We start from the raw sequence: 21815 nt of genomic DNA on the forward strand, positions 1-21815 counted from the left end.
GCCGGCTCAGTCCTCATCGAATTCCGGTGCCTCCTTCAGGGTGTCGATGTCGACATCGGTGTAGACAGTGTATCGATCCTCGCCTTCTTTCCTGGCAAGTTCGATGCTCTCCCAAGGGATCGCCACCTCCTTCACGCCCATGCCCATGAAGCCACCGGAGCCCGCGCCGACGACCAGCGCCACGACCTGTCCGAACTCGTCGATGACCAGATCACTGATCGGCCCGACCTCCTGGTCCTCATCGTCGCGTTGCTTCATCACGCTGTTACCGATGAGATCGTCGGCATAGAAGGCATTGTCAGGTTTTGCGGTGAGGTAGGCATCCGTCTCGATTGGTGCGTCCTGTTGCAGGGCCGACTCCTTTCCAGCATTCGTGTGCTGATTGTCGTGATTCTGGTTCGGGTCCTGGGCGGCACTCGGGGCAGCACCCCATAGCGACGTGGAAAGCACAAGTGTCGAGATGAACAGCGAGGCGAGCGTTGGCATGGCGCGTTCCATAAAAGTGGCAAATGAGAATGATAGGGAAGGTCGAATGGCGGGCCTGGTGCGGGTACGCAATGATGCTATATTCAGCCGTAACCTAATGCATCACGGCGCATTTTTCACTTCGCCTCTCGGCTTGCAACAATGCATACGTCAAGCGGATCCCCCCCTGAAAACCGCATCCCTACCTGAGGCAACCCGATATGCCGTTCGTTTACTGGTTGCTGCTTATCGGCGCCTTACTGATCTGGGTATCCCTCTCCAAGGCATCACTGACGCGGCTTCTGCTGAGTACCTCGATGCTTTACCTGGCGGTAGGATACGGGCTGGGTCCTGCCGGATGGGCCATCCTATCGCCCGACCCGCTGGTCTATACCGTCACGCTGGAAAGAGTCGCCGAAGTGGCGGTGCTGATTTCGCTGTTCTCCATCGGCCTGAAGCTCAGTATCCCCTTGAAGGACAAGCGCTGGCGACTGCCGATCTGTCTCGCCCTCGTCTCGATGACGATCACCGTGCTGCTGACCGCCGCCATTGGCATTGCCGTGCTGGGCCTTTCGCTCGGCGCGGCGGTGCTGCTCGGGGCGATTCTGGCGCCTACCGACCCGGTGCTGGCCTCGCGCGTTCAGGTACAGGGCACCGATGATCGTGATCGCCTGCGTTTCAGCCTGACCGGTGAGGGCGGGCTGAACGATGGTGCCGCCTTCCCCTTCGCGATGCTCGGGCTGGGTCTGCTGGGCCTTCACGATCTGGGAATTTTCGGTTGGCGTTGGCTGGTAGTCGACGTGCTTTGGGCCCTCATCGGGGGTCTGGTGATCGGCGCCATTACCGGGACCGCCATCGGCAGGCTGGTGACCTTCCTGCGCCACCGCTACAGGGCTGAGGTCGGGCTGGACGAATTCCTCGCACTCGGGCTCATTGCGCTTGCCTACGGTTTTGCCGTCTTGAGTCATACCAACGGCTTTCTCTCCGTATTCGCCGCCGCCCTGGCGCTCCAGCGAATGGAGCGCCGAGACGCTGGCGTGACGCCACCGCCGGACGGACAGGCCGGCTTCACTACTGGACTATCCACCGAACGCACCACCGAACTCACTACCGAACACCCCGCCGGTCTGACTGCTGCCCTGGCCGCCGACCTGGCCGCCGGTCCATCCCATCGCTGGGTGCATGAAGGTAGTGGCGCGGGATTTATCGAACAGATGGAGCGCATTGCCGAAATGGTGGTCGTCCTGCTGGTTGGCGCCATGCTCTGGTATAGCCATCTGCACGCCAAGGCCATCTGGCTGGTGCTGCTGTTGTTACTGGTGGCACGCCCCCTCTCGGTCTGGTTCGGGATCCTTGGCGCGAGGGTATCGAATGACCAACGTCTGCTGATTTCCTGGTTCGGGATTCGCGGCATCGGCTCGATTTATTACTTGATGTATGCCATCAATCAAGGCGTGCCGGATTCGATGGCAGAAGAGCTCATTTCCCTGACGCTGACCGTGGTAACCGTGTCGATCGTGGTGCATGGCATTTCCGTCACGCCATTGATGAAGCTCTATGCGCGTCGCAAGGCTCGACAACATGGTTTCTAGGCGTGCCCTCTCGCCTTCGCTGCGGCTGACAAGCGGTGACGGCGGAGCGTTTCAGGCCCGCTCTCCCACGGCTCGTTGCCCGACTCGCTATTCGACAATCAACCCCATAGCGGCGATCCATCGTCGCGTCGGGACCCAGCCGGGCCCACGCATGCTATCCTTGCTTCCCTTCAAGGCAGTATTTTACCCACCCTTCGGGAGAGCGATATGGCTCAGGCAAGTGCACGTCACATTCTGGTGGACAGCGAAGCGAAGTGTCAGCAACTCAAGACCGAGATCGAGGGTGGTCGCGACTTCGCCGAGGTCGCACGCGAGAATTCCTCCTGCCCCTCCGGCAAGCAGGGTGGCAATCTGGGTAGCTTCGGTCCGGGCCAGATGGTCCGCGAATTCGATGAAGTGGTGTTTTCGGGCGAACTGAACAAGGTTCATGGCCCGGTGAAGACCCAGTTCGGCTATCACCTGCTGGAAGTCACCGACCGCAAGTAAGCTTTCACCTGCGCCGACAGGCAACGCCGTGACCGGGCAGCCGGCGCGGCGTTGGTCGTTGTCCGACTGTGTCTCGAAGACCGCTCCGCGTTAACATGATGGGTGGTTTTCCCACTTCCCGAGGATGTCCCGATGAATGACGATACCTTCAACCACAGCATCCGCAAGCTACTCAAGAACGTTGGTGTGAATTCTCAGCAAGCCATCGAGCAGGCCGTGAAAGACGCCCTGGCCGACGGTCGCCTTAAAGGCGACGAATCGCTGCCGGCCACGGTCAGGGTGCACGTCGCCGGCCTGGAACTCGATCTTGAATTCGAGGGAGACATCACCCTTGAGTGAAACACCGATGATTCGCGTGGAGGGCCTGTCGAAGACCTTTCGCGGCGGCTTCCAGGCGCTTGTCGATGTTGATCTGGAGATCCGCCGCGGCGAGATCTTCGCCCTGCTCGGCCCCAATGGGGCAGGCAAGACTACCCTGATCAGCGTGATTTGCGGCCTGGTCAATCCCAGCGCCGGGCGCGTGACGGTTGATGGTTACGACAATCTGCGCGAGTACCGCAAGGCGCGCGCGCTGATCGGCCTGGTGCCCCAGGAACTGACCAGTGAGGCCTTCACCACGGTATGGGATACGGTCAGCTTCAGCCGCGGCCTGTTCGGCAAGCCCAAGGACCCGGCGCATATCGAGCGGGTGCTGCGCTCACTCACCCTCTGGGAGAAGCGTGATAACCGCCTGCTGCAACTCTCCGGCGGCATGAAGCGACGCGTGCTGATCGCCAAGGCGCTGGCCCATGAGCCCCAGGTGCTGTTTCTTGATGAACCCACCGCGGGGGTCGATGTGGCGCTGCGCCGCGAAATGTGGGAGGTCGTGCGCCAGCTGCGCGACCAGGGCGTGACCATCATCCTCACCACGCACTACATCGAGGAGGCCGAGGAGATGGCCGACCGCATCGGCGTGATTCGCCGGGGTGAGATCGTGCTGGTAGAAAACAAGCATGCACTGATGCGTAAGCTCGGCAACAAGGAGCTGACCCTGCATCTGCACGAACCGCTGGATGCGGTGCCTACCGCGCTGACCGGTCACGGGCTGGCCCTCACTGACGAGGGCCATGCGTTGGTCTACAGCTATAATGCCGCCAGCCAGGAAGAGAGTTCGAGCATCTCGGGGCTGCTGGCCGACCTCGAGGCAGTGGGTCTGCGAGTCAAGGACCTGCATACCCGTCAGAGTTCACTGGAAGATATCTTCGTCAGTCTGGTTCAGGAGCGCGCATGAACCTGCAATCCGTCAAGACCCTCTATCTCGCTGAAATGGCCCGCAGCCTGCGCACCCTGTTACAAAGTGTCATCTCGCCGGTGATCTCCACGTCGCTCTACTTCGTGGTATTCGGCGCCGCGATCGGCACGCGCATCAGCGAGGTCGATGGCGTGAGTTACGGGGCCTTCATCGTGCCGGGCCTGATCATGCTGATGCTGCTGACACAGAGCGTGTCCAACGCCTCCTTTGGCATCTTCTTCCCGCGTTTCTCGGGCTCGGTCTACGAGATACTCTCGGCGCCCATGTCCTACGTGGAAGTCGTTATCGGCTACGTGGGCGCTGCCGCCAGCAAGTCAATGTTGCTCGGCCTCATCGTACTGCTCACGGCGAGACTCTTCGTCCCCTACTCCATCGAACATCCCTTGATGATGCTGGTTTTCCTGGTGCTGACGGCAGTCACGTTCAGCCTGCTCGGCTTCATCATCGGCATCTGGGCCGACGGGTTCGAGAAGCTGCAGTTGGTGCCGTTGCTGGTGATCACCCCGTTGACTTTCCTGGGCGGCACCTTTTATTCCATCGACATGCTGCCACCCTTCTGGCAGACGGTGACGTTGGCCAACCCGGTGGTCTACCTGGTCAGCGGCTTTCGCTGGAGTTTCTACGGCATCAGTGATGTCAGCCCGCTGGTCAGCCTGCTGATGATCCTGCTGTTTCTGAGCGTGGCACTGGCGGTGTTGAGCTGGATCTTCAAGAGTGGTTACCGTCTGAAGCCTTGAAGGAGCCTCCATGCCGATTCTGCACTGCGTCGCCCATCGCCTCGAAAAAGGGGCCGGCGACCAGCCGTTAACGCTGGTCGCAGCCGAGACCGAACTGCCCGGGTCGGCGGTCCTCGATGACCTGCTCGCGCGTCTCAACGATGCCTACCATGCCAAGCAGAAAAGCTGGGGTCGCTTCGCCGATACGACACCGGAGGGCCGGACGACCTCGCCCTTCCCCGCCGAGCTCGCTGCCTACCTGGACGGCAGCCGCGACTTTCTCGCCTTGAGCCGGCAGATCGCCGAACGCCTCACCACGCTGGTGGACGCTCATCTTTCGGTGTCCGGCCATCTGTTGATCGCCCATGCCCGACAGGGCGACGCCGAGCATTTACTCGTCGCCCTGCTTCACGAGCGCGAAGGATTCGGCGTCGCCGAGGATATGGCCATCGCCCCGGTGCGCCAGCTCAACCTGACTCAGATGAGCCTCGCGGCAAGGATCAATCTCGGGCAATGGCGCAGCGATTCGCCGTCACGGCAATACCTCTCCTGGACCCATGATCGTGGCGGCCGCAAGCTCGCGGAAGGGCTCGCCGAACTGCTGGGGGCGGAAGAAGGCATCGATGCCACCGGTGAAACACGCACCTTGCTCAGGGCCTTCAGCGACTTTGTCGAACAGGAGGACCTGCCCGAGGAGCAGAGCCGCGAGAAGACCGAGGCGCTGATCGACTATGCCAGCGACCAGGCGCGCCGTGGCGAGCCGATCACTCTCGAGGCACTCTCGGAGGTCCTCGACGAGCAACAGCCCAAGGCCTTCTTCGAGCATATCCGCAACGCCGACTACGGTTTGTCCGCGGAGATTCCGCCCGACAAGCGTACCCTGACCCAGTTCCGGCGTTTCGCCGGCCGTGCCGGTGGTGTATCGATCAGTTTCGATTCTCACCTGCTGGGCTCGAGTATCGAGTACGACGACACCCAGGACCGGTTGATCATCAAGCAAGTGCCCAAGCAGCTTCGTGAGCAGTTGAAACGCCGCCAGCGCAACTGAAACGCCCCGTTGATGGTCAAGGAAGTGCTAAGAAAGCCAAGTTATTTATTCGAATATACAAATTAAGCAGCCAGCATAATAAAGGCTGAGATGCTCCTAGCGCACCTCTCATACTCCTTCGGTAAGCGATCTCTTACAGCCAACGTAGGCTGTCATGGGCATCATTCTGAATGACTGGCACGAACGGCTTTTCGCGACCATAGTTACCCTCGCGTCTGCCTTTCCTTACGCAGGGGAACGGCTACACGTCATCATAAAAACCAGAAAAACCAGAAAAACCAAAAAAATCAAAAAAACGCGGGCTGAAGGGAAAGCGCGCGCCATTGGCGTCCCCATGGTGCGCCGACCCTTAAGGAAGGGAATGGATGGCTGCTGGGTGCAGGGATACCCGAATACACCCCCGCCTGAACTGGCGGACAGAGTTTCGGGATACGGCTGTCGAAAGAGCATATCAACACTCCATGCAGTCTCATGACGCCTGTCAGATGCGTTATGCGATGCTGGTGTGTGCAGGGCTGCTGCTGACCTTCAGTGTGGCGGACTATCATCTGCTGGGGTTCCACGACAGTTTTACCCTACTGCTCATCATACGGCTGGTAGTAATGTCGGCCTGCCTGGCACTGGCATGGGCAGTCTGGCGACGCCCCGCCCTGTCGCATCACGCCACCCCTGTCAATGTGGTCTGCCTGCTGGCTATTGGCGGCCTGCTGGTGACCATTCCCACCCGCCCCGAATTGACGGGTGTCCATCTCGCCTCGGTGGTAGCCGCCAGTATGGCGCTGTATCTGTTCGTGCCGAATCGCTGGCATTGGATATTGATCAACAACACCACCCTCGGGGTGGGTTTCATCGTCGCCATGTTGCTCTGGAGCCCGATGTCAGGCGGTATGATGGTCACCATTCTGTTGTTACTTGCCTTCCTCAACCTGCTGGGTGGATCGGCAGTGACGCAATTCAACCGCCTGCGTCGCGAGCAGTTCGCCTCATTGGTCGCCGAACGCGAGGCCAATCATCGGCTCCAGGCTGAAATCGAGGAACGCTGTCAGCTGGAAGGCCAGCTTCGTCACTTGGCCGCGACTGATGACCTGACCGGGGTCGCCAATCGCCGCCGTTTCTTCGAATTGGCCGAACATGAGCTGAAGCGTGCGCAACGCGACAAGACACCGCTGGCGCTGTGCATGGTCGATATCGATCTGTTCAAGCGCCTCAATGATCGGCATGGCCATGCGATGGGCGACCTTGTCCTGGCAAGTGTCGCGGCCTGCTGTCAGACGGTGCTGCGCGAGACCGACATCATCGGCCGCTACGGTGGAGAGGAATTCGTCATCGCCCTGCCCAATGCCGATCTGAATACCGCGACCACCATCGCCGAACGGCTGCGTGTCGCGGTAGCCGAGCTGTCCTTGCCGATGATCGAGGAGGCCGCCTCACTCTCGGTCACGATAGGCATCAGCCACGTAAAACCCGGCGAAACATGGCTCGACACGGCGATGCTGCGTGCCGACCAGGCGCTTTACCAAGGCAAGGCCAGCGGGCGAAATTGTGTCGTGGTCGGGAGCTGGCTGGACCACGGCAGGCACGCCCAGCGTGAGCCGGGCCAGCTCATGTTGGATGCGGCTCCCACCACTGGCGACGATGCGACGTCGATAAAGGGCCTGGCTCGCGGGTTGCCGCCTGCCCTTTGCTGAACATGGTTTGACCTGGCGCAACCCTCGTCGCTTTCGCTGGGCGACTTTTGGGGCACAAGCGGAAGAACGCATTGCCGGGTCATCCTCTCCTGCCTATCTTCACAAACAACCCCTACATTCGTGGCGAAGCCCATGGAGGGAAAATGCCGTCACGTCGACTCGAACGCCTGATGTGGGCCGATGCCTGCGAAATGCTCGACCGAGCGGAGCGTTTGCATCGTCAGTTCTACCGTCCGGGATCCTCTTCCACGACACCGAACTGGGAACCCCCGGTGGATGTTTACCAGTGGCCAGAAGGCATCCTGCTGGTCATTGCCCTGCCCGGTGTCGAGGCGGAATCCATCGAGATCCAGCTCGCCGAGCGCCACCTGACAGTGCGTGCCCGGCGTCGCTTTCCCGACGCGATACCGGGCCTGACGGTCCAGCGCCTGGAGATTCCCTTCGGCCATTTCGAGCGCCGCCTGATACTCCCCGACGGCCGCTACACCCTTCAGCAACGCCAATGGATCGACGGTTGTCTGCATCTCGACCTCCGTCTGGCCTGATGGATGAGGCATGATCATGAGCGAAGACACCTCCTCAGCGGTGCCGGAGCCACCCGACACGCAATCCTTTCCCGATGATGTGCTGATCATCGCACCGATGCGCAATGTCGTGTTGTTTCCGGAACTGGTAATGCCGATCACGGTGGGACGGCCCAAGACGATTGCCGGTGCCCAGGAGGCCGTCAGGAGCGGACGCTCGCTGGGCCTGCTGTTGCAGAAAGACTCCGATGCCAGCGATCCCGGCCCCGACGAACTGTACCGGGTCGGTACCATGGCCTCGGTGCTGCGCTACGTCGCAGGCGACGATGGCCACCGGCTGGTCTGCCAGGGTCAGTCGCGCTTTCGTGTGCTGGATTTCATCGACGGCTACCCCTTTCTGCTGGCCCGCGTCGAGCATATTCACGTACGGGACTACCCCAACGACCCCGAAATCGAGGCGCGCATGCTGACGCTGCGCGACAAGGCGCTGGAGGCTCTGGGGCTGCTGCCGCAGATTCCCCAGGAGCTCGGTCATGCCCTGCGTGCCATCGACCATCCCGGTCTGCTGGTCGACACCATCGCCGGCTATCTGGACCTGCCGATCGGTGAGAAGCAGGAAGTCCTCGAACTGTTCGACCTCAGGACCCGTATGGAGCGGGTCCAGCACCTGCTCGATTACCGCGTGGAGGTGCTGCGTCTGTCGCAGAAGATCAGCCAGCGCACCCACGAAACAATGAGCGAACGCCAGCGCGAGGTGGTGCTTCGTGAGCAGTTGCGCGCCATCCAGCAGGAACTCGGTGAGGGTGACGAAAAAGCCGAGGAGATTCAGGAGCTGGAATCGCGCATCGACGCCTGCGGCATGCCCGGCGAGGTCGCTACCCAGGCCCGCAAGGAGCTCGCCCGGCTTGCGCGCATGCCGGAGGGCGCCGGCGAGTACGCCATGGCACGCACCTACCTTGACTGGCTGCTGGAGCTGCCCTGGGCGTCGCTGAGCGAGGAGCACATTGACATCGCCCAGGCCCGCGAGATCCTCGACCACGACCATTTCGGGCTCGAGCGCATCAAGAAACGCATCCTCGAGCACCTTGCCGTGCACAAGCTCAACCCTGAAGGCAAGAGTCCCATTCTGTGCTTCGTCGGCCCGCCCGGCGTCGGCAAGACCTCGCTTGGACAGAGCATTGCGCGGGCGATGGGGCGGGAGTTCGTGCGCGCAAGCCTCGGCGGCGTACACGACGAAGCCGAGATCCGCGGTCACCGGCGCACCTATATCGGCGCCCTGCCGGGCAACATCATCCAGGCGCTGCGCAAGGCCGGCACCCGCAACCCGGTGTTCATGCTCGACGAGATGGACAAGCTGGGCGCCGGCATCCAGGGCGATCCTTCCAGCGCCCTGCTGGAAGTGCTCGACCCGGAGCAGAACAGCACCTTCCGCGACAACTACCTCGGCGTGCCCTTCGATCTCAGCCGCGTGATGTTCATCGGTACCGCCAACGTGCTGGACCAGATCCCCGGCCCGCTGCGCGACCGTATGGAGGTGATCGAGCTACCCGGCTATACCGAGCAGGAGAAGGTCGAGATCGCCCGACGTTATCTCGTTCAGCGTCAACGCCAGGCCGTCGGGCTCGACGCGGACCAATGGCGCATCACCGACGCCGCGCTGCACCGCATCATCAGCGATTACACCCGCGAGGCCGGGGTGCGCAACCTCGAGCGGCTGATCGGCGCGGTGGCACGTCACGTCGCCGTGCGCATCGCCGAGGGCACCCTCGAATCGAGCGTCACCGACGTCGACGATCTGCGTGAACCGCTGGGCGCGGCCCGCTTTGAGAACGAGGTGGCGATGCGCACCAGTGTGCCCGGTGTAGCCACCGGGCTCGCCTGGACACCGGTGGGTGGCGATATTCTGTTCATCGAGGCCAGCCAGTCCCAGGGCAGTGGCCGGTTGATCCTGACCGGTCAGCTGGGTGAGGTCATGAAGGAAAGCGCCCAGGCAGCGCTGAGCCTCGTCAAGGCCAACGCCACCGCGCTCGGCGTGGACGCCGAGCGGTTGAACGAGGCCGATATCCACGTGCATGTGCCAGCCGGGGCCATACCCAAGGACGGCCCCAGCGCCGGCGTGGCCTTGTACACGGCGCTGGTGTCACTGCTGACCGAAAGCTGCGTGCGTGCCGATCTTGCCATGACCGGCGAGATCACCCTGCGCGGGCTGGTGCTGCCGGTGGGCGGCATCAAGGAGAAGGTGCTGGCGGCCCAGCGGGCCGGCATCCGCACCGTACTGTTGCCGGCCCGCAACCGCCGCGACTGGGAAGACATTCCCGAGAAGGCCCGCGAGCAACTGGAGTTTCACTGGATCGAGCGCGTGGAGGATGCCACACGGCTGGCGTTGCAGGACAACACTAACGCCCTGCCATCCTGAACGCGATGTTCGAAACTGATGGTTGAGCTCGATGCCCGGGTTCGATGACTGAGGTAACAACGCCCGATGTAACGCAAGGGGAGGCGCGTATGACCACACCGCTTGCCTGTGTCCGCCAACTGGCGACACGCCTGGAAGAACGCCCGAGCGATCTGGATGCCCTTCTCGACCAGGTCGCCGAACGGCCCTTCGTGCTGCTCGGTGAAGCCTCGCACGGCACGGCCGAGTTCTATCGGCTGCGTGCCGAGATCACCCGCCGCCTGATCGAGGAAAAGGGTTTCGAGGCTGTCCTCGTCGAGGCCGACTGGCCCGATATGCTGCGCCTGAATCGCTTCGTGACGGGCGACAGCCAGGACACCCTGATCGAGGCCTTCGACGACTTCCAGCGCTTCCCGCAGTGGATGTGGCGCAACGATGAAGTGCGCGATTTTGTCCTCTGGCTTCGCGAGCATAACGCGAGCCCGGACGGTCACGTCAGCAGCGGCGGGCAGGATGCCGCCACGGTTGGCGTGTATGGCATGGATATCTACAGCCTGCACCGCTCGGCCGAGGCGGTCATCGCCTATCTGGAAGGCGTCGACCCCGAACAGGCCGAGCGGGCCCGCCGCGGCTACGCCTGTCTCGACCATCGCGGCGACCCTTTTCATTACGGTCGCAATGTGGCATTCGGCTTGAGCCCGTCCTGCGAGCAGGCGAGCATCGAGCTGCTGACCGGGCTGATGAACAAGGCATCCGACTACCTCGACAGCGATGGCCGCCGCGCCGCGGCCGAGCAGTTCTTCGCCGAGCAGAACGCCAGGGTGGTGGTCAATGCCGAGGCCTACTACCGGGCCATGTTCGGCAGCCGGGTCGACACCTGGAACCTGCGTGACGAGCACATGACCGACACCCTGAACGAGTTGCACTACCATCTCATCCACCAGGGGCGGAAGGGCAAGGTAGTGGTGTGGGCACATAATTCACACCTCGGCGATGCGCGAGCCACCGAAATGGGTTGGGGGCGTCAGCAGCACAACGTCGGCCAGCTGGCCCGCCAGCGGTTCGGCCACCGGCAGGTATTGCTGGTCGGTTTCACCACGCATACCGGGCATGTCTCGGCCGCCCGCGACTGGGACGCACCGGTCAAGCATCGCTGGGTGCGCCCCTCGCTTGAGGGCAGCTATGAGCGACTGTTTCACCAGAGCGGTCTCGACCGCTTCTACTTGCCGCTTGAGTCGGACCGGGCCGACCCGCTCAAGGCGCGACTGCTCGAACGGGCCATCGGCGTCATCTACCGACCGGAGACGGAGCGGGCCAGTCATTACTTTCGTGCCTCGCTCCCCGCGCAGTTCGATGGCGTCTTTCATCTCGACGAGACCACCGCCGTGCGTCCCTTCGATATGGGCGACGCCTGGGAGAAGGAAGCCATTCCCGATACCTATCCGTTCGGCGTCTGAGCGCGGCAGGCCGGATGGCGAAGACGATATTGTCGCTGCGCGACGTTTGCGGCTAACGTTGAACGTTAAGAACGCTGAAGGTTAAGGGTAGCGTTCGGCAGGACGTGATGAAGGAACATCACTCAGGCAAAAGGAACTCGCCATGCAGGATAATCAGCAAGGTGATAACGCCAAGGGGCACAAGCCGCTGGTCGTCATCACCGGCGCCGCCGGCGGCATCGGGACGGCCCTGACCCGCAACCTGAAGCGTGATTATCGCATCATCGCGCTCGACAGGAAGGAGTCGGAAGAGGCGGACGACAGTTATACCTTCGACCTCACCTCGGTCGATTCCATCCGGGAAGCCCTGGACGCCATCGCCGACCGACATGGCCGCGACATCGCGGCGGTCGTGCATCTGGCCGCCTACTTCGATTTCACTGGTGAAGCCTCGCCGCTCTACGACAAGGTCAATGTCCAGGGCACGAGCAACCTGCTCTGCGCCCTGCAGGACATGAACGTCGAGCGGTTCATCTACTCCAGTACCATGCTGGTTCACGAACCGCAGATTCCCGGCAGAAAGGTCTCAGAGGCGACGCCCATCGCCCCCACCTGGGCCTACCCCGAGTCGAAGGCCGAAACGGAAGCGGTGATCCGTGAGCAAGCCGGCGACATGCCCTACACCCTGCTGCGGCTGGCCGGCATGTACGACGAGCACACTTGCGTGCCCACTCTTGCCCATCAGATCGCGCGGATCTACGAGCGCAACCTGAAGAGCCATTTGTATTCGGGCAATACCGGCGCCGGTCAGGCATGCGTGCACAAGGACGATATGCTCGATGCCTTCCATCGCACGATCGAACGTCGTCACGAATTGCCGAGAGAAAACGAGATTCTCATCGGCGAAGAACACACCCTCAGTTACGAGGCGCTGCAGAACCGTCTTGGCGAGCTGATTCATGGCGCGTCCCGCTGGAAGACGCTGTCGATGCCCAAGCTGGTCGCCAAGTCGGGCGCGCTGGTCGAGGAGAAAAGCGAGCCCTTGGTGCCAGACGATTTCGACAAGGGCGAGAAACCCTTCATCCGCCCCTTCATGATCGAAATGGCCGACGACCATTACGAACTGGATATCAGCCGCGCCCGCCAACAACTGGGCTGGGAGCCTCACCATTCGCTGTTCGACACCCTCGAGGCCATCGTCAACCATCTCCTGGAGGACCCACATGGCTGGTACGTCGCCAATGACATTACCCCACCAGACTGGGTCGAGGAAGCCATCGTGAGAGGCCGCAACCCCGAAGATATCCTCAAGCAGCACGAGGCGACTTACCAGACGCAGCATTATCGACACCTGTGGGCGCACTTCGTGAATATCGCGCTTGGTGCCTGGCTGGTTACCTCGCCGGCCACGCTGGGTTACGGCGGCAGCGCCATGGCCTACAGCGACGTGATCTCAGGGCTGCTGTTGATGCTGTTCGCCAGCCTTTCATTGTCGTGGCGGGCCGGTTGGGCGCGCTGGGTATGCGCGGTGATCGGGATGTGGCTGCTGTTCGCGCCGCTGGCCTTCTGGACGCAAAGCGCCGCGGCCTATCTCAACGGCACCGTAACCGGGGCGCTGGCGATCGGCTTCTCGGCACTGCTTCGACCGGCGCCCGGCGTCTCACCGATCGCCGCCACCACCGGGCCCACCACACCGCCGGGCTGGAACAACAATCCGTCGAGCTGGTTCCAGCGCCTGCCCATCATCGTGCTGGCGTTCGTGGGTCTGTTCGTCTCGCGCTACCTGGCGGCCTATCAACTGGGCCACATCGATGCGGTATGGGACCCGTTCTTTACCGGCACCCGCGATATGGGGCTCAACGGCACCGAAGACATCATCACCTCGGCGGCGTCCGAAGCCTGGCCGATTCCCGATGCCGGCCTGGGCGGCATCGTCTACCTGCTGGAGATTCTCTTCGGCCTGCTGGGTACCCAACAGCGCTGGCGGACCATGCCATGGGTGGTCGCCTCCTTCGGCATCCTGATCGTGCCGCTGGGGGTGGTGTCGGTCACCTTCATCATCATCCAACCGATTCTGATCGGAACCTGGTGCACCCTGTGCCTCCTGCAGGCCGGCGCCATGCTGTTGCAGATCGCCTACGCCTTCAACGAATTCGTGGCCACGGGAGAATTTCTCAAGCGGCGCCACCGCGCCGGCGCGCCTATCCTCAAGGTCTTCTTTATTGGCGATACCGATGAAGGCGACACCGAGCGCGCCACGGACGACTTCCGCCGTGGCCCGCTGGCGCTGATTAACGAGTCGGTCAAGACCGGCGTGAGCCTACCCTGGAATCTAGCGGCCTGCCTAGTGGTGGGAATCCTGTTGATGTTCAGCCGCATCACGCTCGGCAACGAAGGCACCATGGCCGACTGGGACCACCTGATCGGCGCCCTGGTCATCACCGTCTCGATCATCGCCATGGCGGAAGCGGCGCGCCCGGTGCGCTGGCTGTTGATTCCGCTGGGGTCGATGCTGCTGCTTACGCCGTTCATGCATGGTGCCGGCGTCCTCGCCACGCTCGTCACGCTGCTTTGCGGAGTCGCGATCATCGCCTTGAGCGTGCGGCGCGGGCCGATCCGCGGGCGTTACGGCAGCTGGAGCAAGCTGCTGGTCTAGCCCCGCTGCGTGATGCCGGGGCGATGCCCCGGCGTGTTCCTCATGCATATGGCTCGGGACACTGCTATGGTGCCTTTCCTCCCGTTCCCGTGCACTGCCGAGGCGCCCGATGCCCTCCTCTTCTTCAATTTCGCCCCCTTCTCCGGATCCGCGGGTGCTTCTGCGCCTGCTGGGGTTTTTGCGACCCTACCGCTGGCGGCTGGCGCTGGCCGGCGTTGCCCTGCTGGCGGCGGCGGCCAGCGTGCTGGTGCTCGGTCAAGGGATGCGGCTGGTGATCGACCAGGGCTTTCTCGCTGAGGACCGCACCCGCCTCAACCAGGCGCTGGGAATGCTCCTGGCGGTGGTCAGCGTACTGGCGATGGCCTCGGCGCTGCGCTATTACCTCGTTACCTGGATCGGCGAGCGCCTGGCCGGCGACCTGCGCCGCCGGGTCTTCGATCACCTGCTCGAGCTCGAGCCGGGTTTCTTCGAGGCCAGCGGCGAGGATGGCGGCGGGGCCGGCGAGATCACCTCGCGGCTGACCGCCGATACCAGCGTGCTGCAGAGCCTGTTCGGCTCCTCGCTCTCGCTGGCGGTGCGCAACCTGCTGATGCTGGTGGGCGCGGTGGCGCTGATGCTGGTCACCCAGCCGTGGCTCTCGGCCATCGTGCTGGTGGGTATTCCCGCCACGGTGCTGCCGATCTTCTGGTACGGCCGTCGGGTGCGGCGGCTGTCGCGCTTCAGCCAGGACCGCGTGGCAGAGCTCGGCCGCTACGCCGGCGAGGCCCTGGCGGGCATCCGCACCGTCCAGGCGTTCCACCATGAGGCGATCGAGCGCCGCGACTACGGCCAGCGCGTCGAGGAGGCCTTCGCCAGTGCCGTCGAGCGCACCCGACAGCGCGCCTGGCTGACCGGCATCGCCATGCTGGTGGTGTTCGCGGCCGTGGGCGTCATGCTCTGGCAGGGCGGCCAGGCGGTGCTGGCCGGCACGATGACCGCCGGCGAGCTCTCGGCCTTCGTCTTCTACGCGGTGCTGGCCGCGGGCGCCGTGGCCACTCTCGCCGAGGTCGCCGGCGACGTGCAGCGCGCCGCGGGCGCCGCCGAACGCCTGCTGGAGCTCCTGGATACGCGACCGAGCATCCATGCCCCGGCGAACCCGACTCCCCTGCCCGAGCACACCGACGGCGACCTTCGCTTCGAAGGCGTCAGCTTCACCTATCCCGGCCGCGAACAGCCGGCGCTCGACGCGCTCGACCTGCATATTCGCCCGGGCGAGCGCGTCGCGCTGGTCGGGCCGTCGGGTGCCGGCAAGAGCACCCTGCTCGCCTTGCTGCTGCGCTTCCATGACCCCGACAGCGGCCGGCTGCGCCTCGATGGCATCGACCTGCGCGACCTCGACCCCCGCTCGCTGCGTCGCACCATGGGCCTGGTGGCCCAGCAACCGACGCTGTTCACCGGCACCACCGCCGAGAACCTGCGCTACGGCAAGCCCGACGCCAGCCTCGAGGAACTGCGCGAGGCAGCGCGTGATGCCAACGCGCTTGGGTTCATCGACGCCCTGCCGCGCGGCTTCGACACCCCGCTCGGCCCCGGCGGCGTACAGCTCTCCGGCGGCCAGCGTCAGCGCCTGGCCATCGCCCGCGCGCTGCTCAAGAACCCGCGCGTGCTGCTGCTCGACGAGGCCACCAGTGCCCTGGACGCCGAGAGCGAACGCCTGGTGCAGCAGGCGCTCGATCGGCTGATGCACGGTCGTACCAGCCTGGTGATCGCCCATCGCTTGGCGACGGTAGTCGCCGCCGACCGCCTACTGGTACTGGAAGGCGGCAAGCTGGTGGCCGCCGGTCGTCATGCCGAACTGCTCGAGACCAGCCCGCTCTACCGTCATCTTGCGGAGCTTCAGTTCGGCAAGCAGCCGCAACCCGCCCAGCGCACCCCGAGCTAGCCGCCCCTCCTTCATGCCGGAACCCACTCGGCGCTTGATGCTCGACTTGATGCCAATCAAGCCCACGCGCGGGTCCAACCGCTATGCTTGTGGATATGGATTAAGGAGCCGCCACCGCCATGACGCAACGAATCCTGATCCTGCAAGGGCATCCGGACCGCCATATTCCGCACTACTGCCACGCCTTGGCGGATCGTTATCGCCAGGGTGCCGAGGCCAGTGGTCATGAAGTCCGCCTGATCGAGATCGCCGCCCTTGATGTGCCGCTGCTGGAGAGTCAGCGGGCGTGGCAGGATGGCGAACTTCCCGCCAGCCTTAAGGAAGCGCAGGACGCCATCCGCTGGTGCCAGCATCTGGTGCTGGTGTTCCCGCTATGGCTCGGCGACATACCCGCACTGGTAAAGGCCTTCCTCGAGCAGGTCATGCGCCCCGGGTTCGCCTTCGAGTTCGTGGAAGGCAACCCGCTGGGCAAGAAGGGCCTGACCGGGCGCTCGGCAAGAATCGTCGTCACCATGGGCATGCCCGCGCTGGTCTATCGCCATCTCTACCGTGCCCATAGCGTCAAGTCGCTGGAGCGCAACATCCTGGGCTTCGTGGGATTTTCCCCGGTGCGCGAGACCCTGGTCGGCAGCGTCGAGGGCACAAGCGACGCGGCCCGCGAGAAGTGGCTCAACCGGCTCGGCAAACTGGGCGCCAAGGGTGAATAAGCCTGGCTGACGTCTCGAAACGCTCAGAAATGTTCGGAAAACTCAAAAAAGTCCCAGCTGGCGATCGATCAGCGCCGTGAAATCGTCGCCCACGAACGGCAGGATGGCGTCCGCCACCGGCTGTAGCTGTCGCGTCAGGTAGTGCTGGTAATCGAGCGCCGAACGCCGGTCTTCCAGCGGTTCCGGCCCAGACATCGTCATCACGTAGCGAATCCAGCCGCCGTTCTGGTACTGCCGCGGCCGCCCCAGCGCCTGGTTGTATTCGTCGGCTAGCCGCGCGGCGCGCACATGAGGTGGCACGTTGCGCTGGTAATCGCCCAGCCGCCGGCGCAGTCGCTTGCGATAGACCAGCAGTTCGTTGCACTCGCCCGCCAGGGTGGCACGCACCGTGTCGCGCAGGTAATCGCGGTAAGGCGCGCCGATGAAGATGCGCCGATAGAGCTCCTGCTGGAACTGCTTGGCCAGGGGCGTCCAGTCGCTACGTACCGTTTCCAGGCCCTTGAAGACCAACCGCTCGCGGCCGTCCGGCGCTTTCACCAGCCCGGCATAGCGTTTCTTGCTGCCGGCCTCGGCGCCGCGAATGGTCGGCATCAGAAAACGGCGAAAATGCGTCTCGAACTGCAGCTCCAGCGCGCTTTCCAGCCCCAGTTCGGCACGCAGGTGCTCCCGCCACCAGCCATTGACGTGCTCCACCAGCCGCTGGCCGACAGCAGCCGCCTGCGACTCGTCATGAGCCTCGCCCAGCCACACGAAGGTGGAGTCGGTATCCCCATAGATAACGGTATATCCTTCGGCCTCGATCAGCTCGCGGGTCCGGCGCATGATCTCGTGGCCGCGCAGGGTAATCGACGAGGTCAGGCGCGAGTCGAAGAAGCGGCAACCCTTGGCGCCCAGCACGCCGTAGAAGCTGTTCATGATAATCTTGAGCGCCTGCGAGAGCGGCAGATTGTCAGCCCGCTTGGCAGCCTCGCGCCCATCCCAGACGCTCGCCACCATCGCCGGCAGGCAATGCCGTGTGCGCGAGAAGCGCGCCCCGCCGAAGCCCGGCACCGTTTGGCGCTCATCGCGCTGATGCAGTCCTTCCACCAGCCCTACCGGGTCGATCAGGAAGGTGCGGATGATCGACGGATAGAGGCTCTTGTAATCGAGCACCAGCACGGAATCATAGAGGCCGGGCCGCGAATCCATGACGAAGCCGCCGGGGCTGTCGTTCATCCGGCCGTCGCCGAGGTTGGGCGCGACGAAACCCTGGCGATGCATGCGCGGCAGATAAAGATGCGTGAAGGCCGCCACCGAGCCACCGCTGCGGTCGGCCGGCAATCCGGTCACGGTCGCGCGCTCAAGCAAGAACGCCAGCAGTTCGGTCTTGTCGAAAATCCGCGTGACCAGTTCGCAATCCTTGAGGTTGTAGCGCGCCAGGGCGGGCTTGTCCTCGGCGAACATGCGCAGGATGTCGTCCAGACGCTGGTAGGGGTTGTCGATGGCCTTGCCCTCGCCGAGCAGGGTCTGGGCGACGTTCTCCAGACTGAACGAGGGAAAGTGCCAGGTGGCTGAGCGCAGCGCCTCGATGCCGTCGATGATCAGACGTCCGGCGGCATCGGCAAAGTAATGGTGGCGCTGGTGGCCATGGGCGCGCCACTCCATCGGCGTACCGCTGCGTCCCAGCCTGAGCGGCACGCCGAGGCGCTGGGCATGCTCGTGCAACAGGCGCAGGTCGAACTGCACCAGGTTCCAGCCAATGATGGCGTCCGGGTCGTGCTCGGCGAACCACTGGTTCAGGCGCTCGAGAAGCTCGCCACGGGAGTCGCAGTAGTCGAGCGAGAAATCCACCGTCGCTGCCGCATTGTTGGGCGGCCCCAGCATGTAGACCTGACGCTGGCCGCAGCCCTCAAGCGCGATCGAGTAGAGCTCGCCACTGCCGCTGGTCTCGATATCCAGCGACACCCGCTTGAGCCGCGGGCGATAGTCCGGGGCGGGCTTGAGATGAGCCTCGACGAGGATGCCGGTGGCGTCCGGCGTGCCCTGGCACCACACCGGTGCGGTGATGAAGCGCTCCATCAGGTAGCGTTCGGGTGGACGAATGTCGGCCTCGTAGACCGTCACACCCACGTCTTTCAGGCGCTTGTCGAGCTGCATCAATTGGCGATGCTGGCGGCAATACAAGCCCATCACCGGCCGGTGATGGAAATCGCACAGCGCCAGCTCGCGCAGTTCGGCGCGCTTTTCTGCCCTCGGCTCGCCGGCCAGCACGGCCTCGGCTTGCTCGCGCTGCGCGGTCGGCACGAAGGCCACCGAGGGCTGCACCGGCAACCGAACCCGCCGGGGCCCGTCATCGGTCGCCAGCCAGAACTCGACCTGAGTGCCCGCAGGCGTATCCCGCCAGTGCCGCGTCAGCACAAACCCCTGCAACGTTTCCACCGCCGCTCCTCGTGCCCCGCTTCAAGCGGCGATGATACCGGCGCGACCGCCGGGTTGTCGCCGGACTGCCAGGCGATGCGCCGCTTCGGCAGTAAAGCATGCATAAAAAAGGCCCTCCGAAGAGGGCCAGGAGGAGCACGCCAGCTCACTCGGTATATCGCCTGATGCTACATGGCGACGTTGACATTGGGGTCGGATTTCCGTGGTTGGTGGCTTCAACCGGCCCCGTCATGTTCGTTTTCCCTGGCAGCAGGGAGGATGCTTCCGGCTTGCGGTGTTGCTGCTTTCTTACCTTGCATAGTGCGACTGGCATGCCAGAACGCTTTCAATACGCTAACTAACAACAACTTAAAGAATTAACGACCGCTTTCTCGTCTCGACAAGAGACCTGCGACGGCTTTACCTGCACCCATTGTGGCGCATTTTTTATTGCAGTGCATCATTTATGCGCAAACAGGCTGAAGCAGCTGGGTCATGGGCAACCTCTGGCAAAGCCACCGCGTGGAACATAGCATGCCTCTCACCATCCCCTATCATGCGACGGCCTTGCCGCCAGGAGTAACGTCATGCACCTGACCACCGAGGCGACAACGCGCAATATCCTGGTCACCGGCTGTTCCAGCGGAATCGGCCATGCCAGCGCGCAGGCGCTCAAGACGCGCGGCTGGCGGGTATTCGCCACCGCCCGCCGCCAGGCCGACCTGGAGCGCCTGCGCGAAGAAGGCCTCGAGGCCGTCGAACTGGAGCTCACGTCGAGCGACTCCATCGCCGTTTGCATCGAGACGGTGCTGTCGCAGACCGGCGGACGACTCGAAGCGCTGTTCAACAACGCCGCCTACGGCCAGCCCGGGGCGGTGGAGGATCTGTCGCGCGACGTGCTGCGCGCGCAATTGGAAACCAACCTGCTCGGTACTCATGAGTTGACCTGCCAGGTGATCCCGGTCATGCGTGAGCAAGGTGAGGGGCGCATTGTGCATAACAGCTCGGTGCTCGGCTTCGCGGCCCTGCCCTATCGTGGCGCCTATGTGTGTTCCAAGTTTGCCCTCGAAGGCTTGACCGATACGCTGCGTCAGGAGCTTCGCGGCAGCGGCGTACATGTCAGCCTGATCGAGCCCGGCCCGATCAAGAGCCGCTTTCGCGAGAACGCCTACCGCGCCTTCGTTGCCAATATCGATACCACCCACAGCTACCACGCCGACACCTACCGCGCCGTCGCGGCGCGTCTGGCCGGCGAGGACACCGGCGGCGCCTTCACGCTCGGCGCCGATGCCGTGGTGGCCAAGCTGCTCCACGCCCTCGACAGCCGCCGCCCCAAACCCCGCTATCACGTCACCGTGCCGACGCATCTCTTCGCCGCCCTCAAGCGGCTGCTCTCGACGCGGGGCATGGACCGTGTGCTGTTGCGCGCTACCCGCGGCGAGCGCCAGCCTTGATTTGTGGGCCGCCTTCGCCAGCTGGTTCGCCCCGGGTTTCGTAGTTACTTCCAGGCGTATAAACGAAGCGGAGTCTTTCCATTATCACTGAGGTTGCCGCCCGACTGGAGGTATCCAGCGCAGGTGAAGCGCCATGCCAAGGCTGCTGAACAGCGCCTGCCAGGAGGGGATGGAGATGAGTGTCATCGAGGCGTAATTCCTCGACCTCAAAGAGGCCATTTCGAAGAACAATGGCGAGCCATTGAAGAATGAAGATTGTGCGTAACACTTACTCGGCGAGCAAGCTTGGCGCCTCTTTCGTCGAGAAGGGCCTCATCGTCTTCTGATTCCAGATCTCAAAGTGATCATGCATCGCCTGACGCGCCACTTCCCTTTCTCGCGTCTTGAGAGCAGCAACGATGGCAATATGAGTCTCGTTGGTTTTTTTCTGCGCGTCTTTCGACTGTCTTGCCAAGATGCGGCGCTGGTGAAGCACTTTCTTCAGAACCGATGATAACCCTTGAAAGATTATCAAAATAACAGGATTCTTGGCCATAATAGCCAGTTGCTCATGAAACTCGTAATCCGCTTGAATGCCTTCAAGCACATCGGAGGAATTAACGATTATGTCGCAAAGCGATTCAAGCCTTTCAAGCTCATGCGGCAGGTGATTGACCGCAGCGGCCTGGACGATCTCTTTTTCAAACATTTCCCTTGCGGATTCGAGATGATCGACGGAAATGTAATTGAGCTTGAGCGCAAGTTCGAAATAGAGCTGTATGAAGACCGGCTCAGGCATCTTGAGAAAGGTGCCGCTGCCTTGCTTGCGCTCGATGAATCCAAGACTGTGCAATATCGAAAGCACGTTCCTGACCGAAGAGCGGTGCATCGCAAAGTGCTCGCACAGCGCTCTCTCCGGCGGTAGTTTCAAGCGGCCGTCCCTGGACAGCTCGGAGACGGAAACGAACTCCTTGAGTCTGTCCAGAAGGTTCGGATCAATCTGGCTCATAATGGCATCCAAGCGCTGCCCCCGTACCACGGGTACAGGAGCAGCTTAGCA

General features: G+C 63.0%; 17 protein-coding genes. 14 read left to right on the top strand and 3 right to left on the bottom strand.

Annotated elements, in window-relative coordinates; all coding sequences use genetic code 11:
- Positions 1 to 6 precede the first annotated feature (6 nt).
- A complete protein-coding gene (locus BM341_RS11200) occupies positions 7 to 486 on the bottom strand; it encodes a PRC-barrel domain-containing protein (protein ID WP_175507851.1) in 480 nt (159 codons plus the stop codon).
- Between the two features lie 200 nt (positions 487 to 686).
- Here BM341_RS11200 and BM341_RS11205 point away from each other — a divergent pair, with 200 nt between their 5' ends.
- The 13 genes from BM341_RS11205 to BM341_RS11265 all read left to right on the top strand — a co-directional run bounded on the left by BM341_RS11205 (position 687) and on the right by BM341_RS11265 (position 16925).
- Positions 687 to 2057 carry a cation:proton antiporter gene (locus BM341_RS11205; RefSeq protein WP_089795935.1) on the top strand — a complete coding sequence of 457 codons (1371 nt, stop codon included), beginning with the start codon at positions 687 to 689 and terminating at the stop codon, positions 2055 to 2057.
- Positions 2058 to 2264: 207 nt separating this feature from the next.
- Positions 2265 to 2543: a peptidylprolyl isomerase gene (locus BM341_RS11210; protein WP_089795937.1), complete on the top strand. Its 279-nt coding sequence runs from the start codon at positions 2265 to 2267 to the stop codon at positions 2541 to 2543.
- Between the two features lie 132 nt (positions 2544 to 2675).
- On the top strand, positions 2676 to 2882 hold the full coding sequence (locus BM341_RS11215; protein ID WP_089795939.1) for a DUF6494 family protein: 207 nt from the start codon (positions 2676 to 2678) through the stop codon (positions 2880 to 2882).
- 7 nt (positions 2883 to 2889) lie between these two features.
- Positions 2890 to 3813 carry an ABC transporter ATP-binding protein gene (locus tag BM341_RS11220; protein WP_089795941.1) on the top strand — a complete coding sequence of 308 codons (924 nt, stop codon included), beginning with the start codon at positions 2890 to 2892 and terminating at the stop codon, positions 3811 to 3813.
- The gene (locus tag BM341_RS11225; protein ID WP_089795943.1) at positions 3810 to 4571 is read left to right on the top strand and encodes an ABC transporter permease; all 762 of its coding nucleotides are present in this window, start codon (positions 3810 to 3812) and stop codon (positions 4569 to 4571) included. Before BM341_RS11220 ends, BM341_RS11225 begins: the two co-directional genes overlap by 4 nt.
- Before the next feature lie 10 nt (positions 4572 to 4581).
- Complete coding sequence (gene yejK / locus BM341_RS11230; RefSeq protein ID WP_089795945.1) at positions 4582 to 5598, top strand: nucleoid-associated protein YejK; 1017 nt, start codon at positions 4582 to 4584, stop codon at positions 5596 to 5598.
- 461 nt (positions 5599 to 6059) lie between these two features.
- Positions 6060 to 7286 (top strand): GGDEF domain-containing protein, encoded by a 1227-nt coding sequence (locus BM341_RS11235; RefSeq protein WP_175507852.1) that lies wholly within the window; start codon positions 6060 to 6062, stop codon positions 7284 to 7286.
- A 143-nt stretch (positions 7287 to 7429) separates the two neighbouring features.
- A complete protein-coding gene (locus tag BM341_RS11240) occupies positions 7430 to 7831 on the top strand; it encodes an Hsp20/alpha crystallin family protein (protein WP_089795948.1) in 402 nt (133 codons plus the stop codon).
- A 16-nt stretch (positions 7832 to 7847) separates the two neighbouring features.
- Positions 7848 to 10226 carry an endopeptidase La gene (gene lon / locus BM341_RS11245; protein WP_217646218.1) on the top strand — a complete coding sequence of 793 codons (2379 nt, stop codon included), beginning with the start codon at positions 7848 to 7850 and terminating at the stop codon, positions 10224 to 10226.
- Positions 10227 to 10315: 89 nt separating this feature from the next.
- A complete protein-coding gene (locus BM341_RS11250; protein ID WP_089795951.1) occupies positions 10316 to 11662 on the top strand; it encodes an erythromycin esterase family protein in 1347 nt (448 codons plus the stop codon).
- Positions 11663 to 11804: 142 nt separating this feature from the next.
- Positions 11805 to 14297, top strand: coding sequence for an NAD-dependent epimerase/dehydratase family protein (locus BM341_RS11255; protein ID WP_089795953.1), 2493 nt, complete (start codon positions 11805 to 11807; stop codon positions 14295 to 14297).
- 109 nt (positions 14298 to 14406) lie between these two features.
- Positions 14407 to 16218, top strand: a complete 1812-nt coding sequence (locus tag BM341_RS11260) for an ABC transporter transmembrane domain-containing protein (RefSeq protein WP_089795955.1) — start codon at positions 14407 to 14409, stop codon at positions 16216 to 16218.
- 119 nt (positions 16219 to 16337) lie between these two features.
- Entirely contained in the window at positions 16338 to 16925 is a 588-nt protein-coding gene (locus BM341_RS11265) for an NAD(P)H-dependent oxidoreductase (RefSeq protein ID WP_089795957.1), read from the top strand.
- A gap of 42 nt (positions 16926 to 16967) precedes the next feature.
- Here BM341_RS11265 and BM341_RS11270 read toward each other — a convergent pair whose 3' ends face one another.
- Positions 16968 to 19343 (bottom strand): DNA polymerase II, encoded by a 2376-nt coding sequence (locus BM341_RS11270; RefSeq protein ID WP_089795959.1) that lies wholly within the window; start codon positions 19341 to 19343, stop codon positions 16968 to 16970.
- A 566-nt stretch (positions 19344 to 19909) separates the two neighbouring features.
- Here BM341_RS11270 and BM341_RS11275 point away from each other — a divergent pair.
- Complete coding sequence (locus tag BM341_RS11275) at positions 19910 to 20776, top strand: SDR family oxidoreductase (protein ID WP_089795960.1); 867 nt, start codon at positions 19910 to 19912, stop codon at positions 20774 to 20776.
- 268 nt (positions 20777 to 21044) lie between these two features.
- On the opposite strand, the gene BM341_RS11280 is transcribed toward BM341_RS11275, so the two are convergent.
- The gene (locus BM341_RS11280) at positions 21045 to 21764 is read right to left on the bottom strand and encodes a FadR/GntR family transcriptional regulator (RefSeq protein WP_089795962.1); all 720 of its coding nucleotides are present in this window, start codon (positions 21762 to 21764) and stop codon (positions 21045 to 21047) included.
- Positions 21765 to 21815 lie beyond the last annotated feature (51 nt).

Source organism: Halomonas korlensis, from assembly GCF_900116705.1.
GTDB lineage: Bacteria > Pseudomonadota > Gammaproteobacteria > Pseudomonadales > Halomonadaceae > Halomonas > Halomonas korlensis.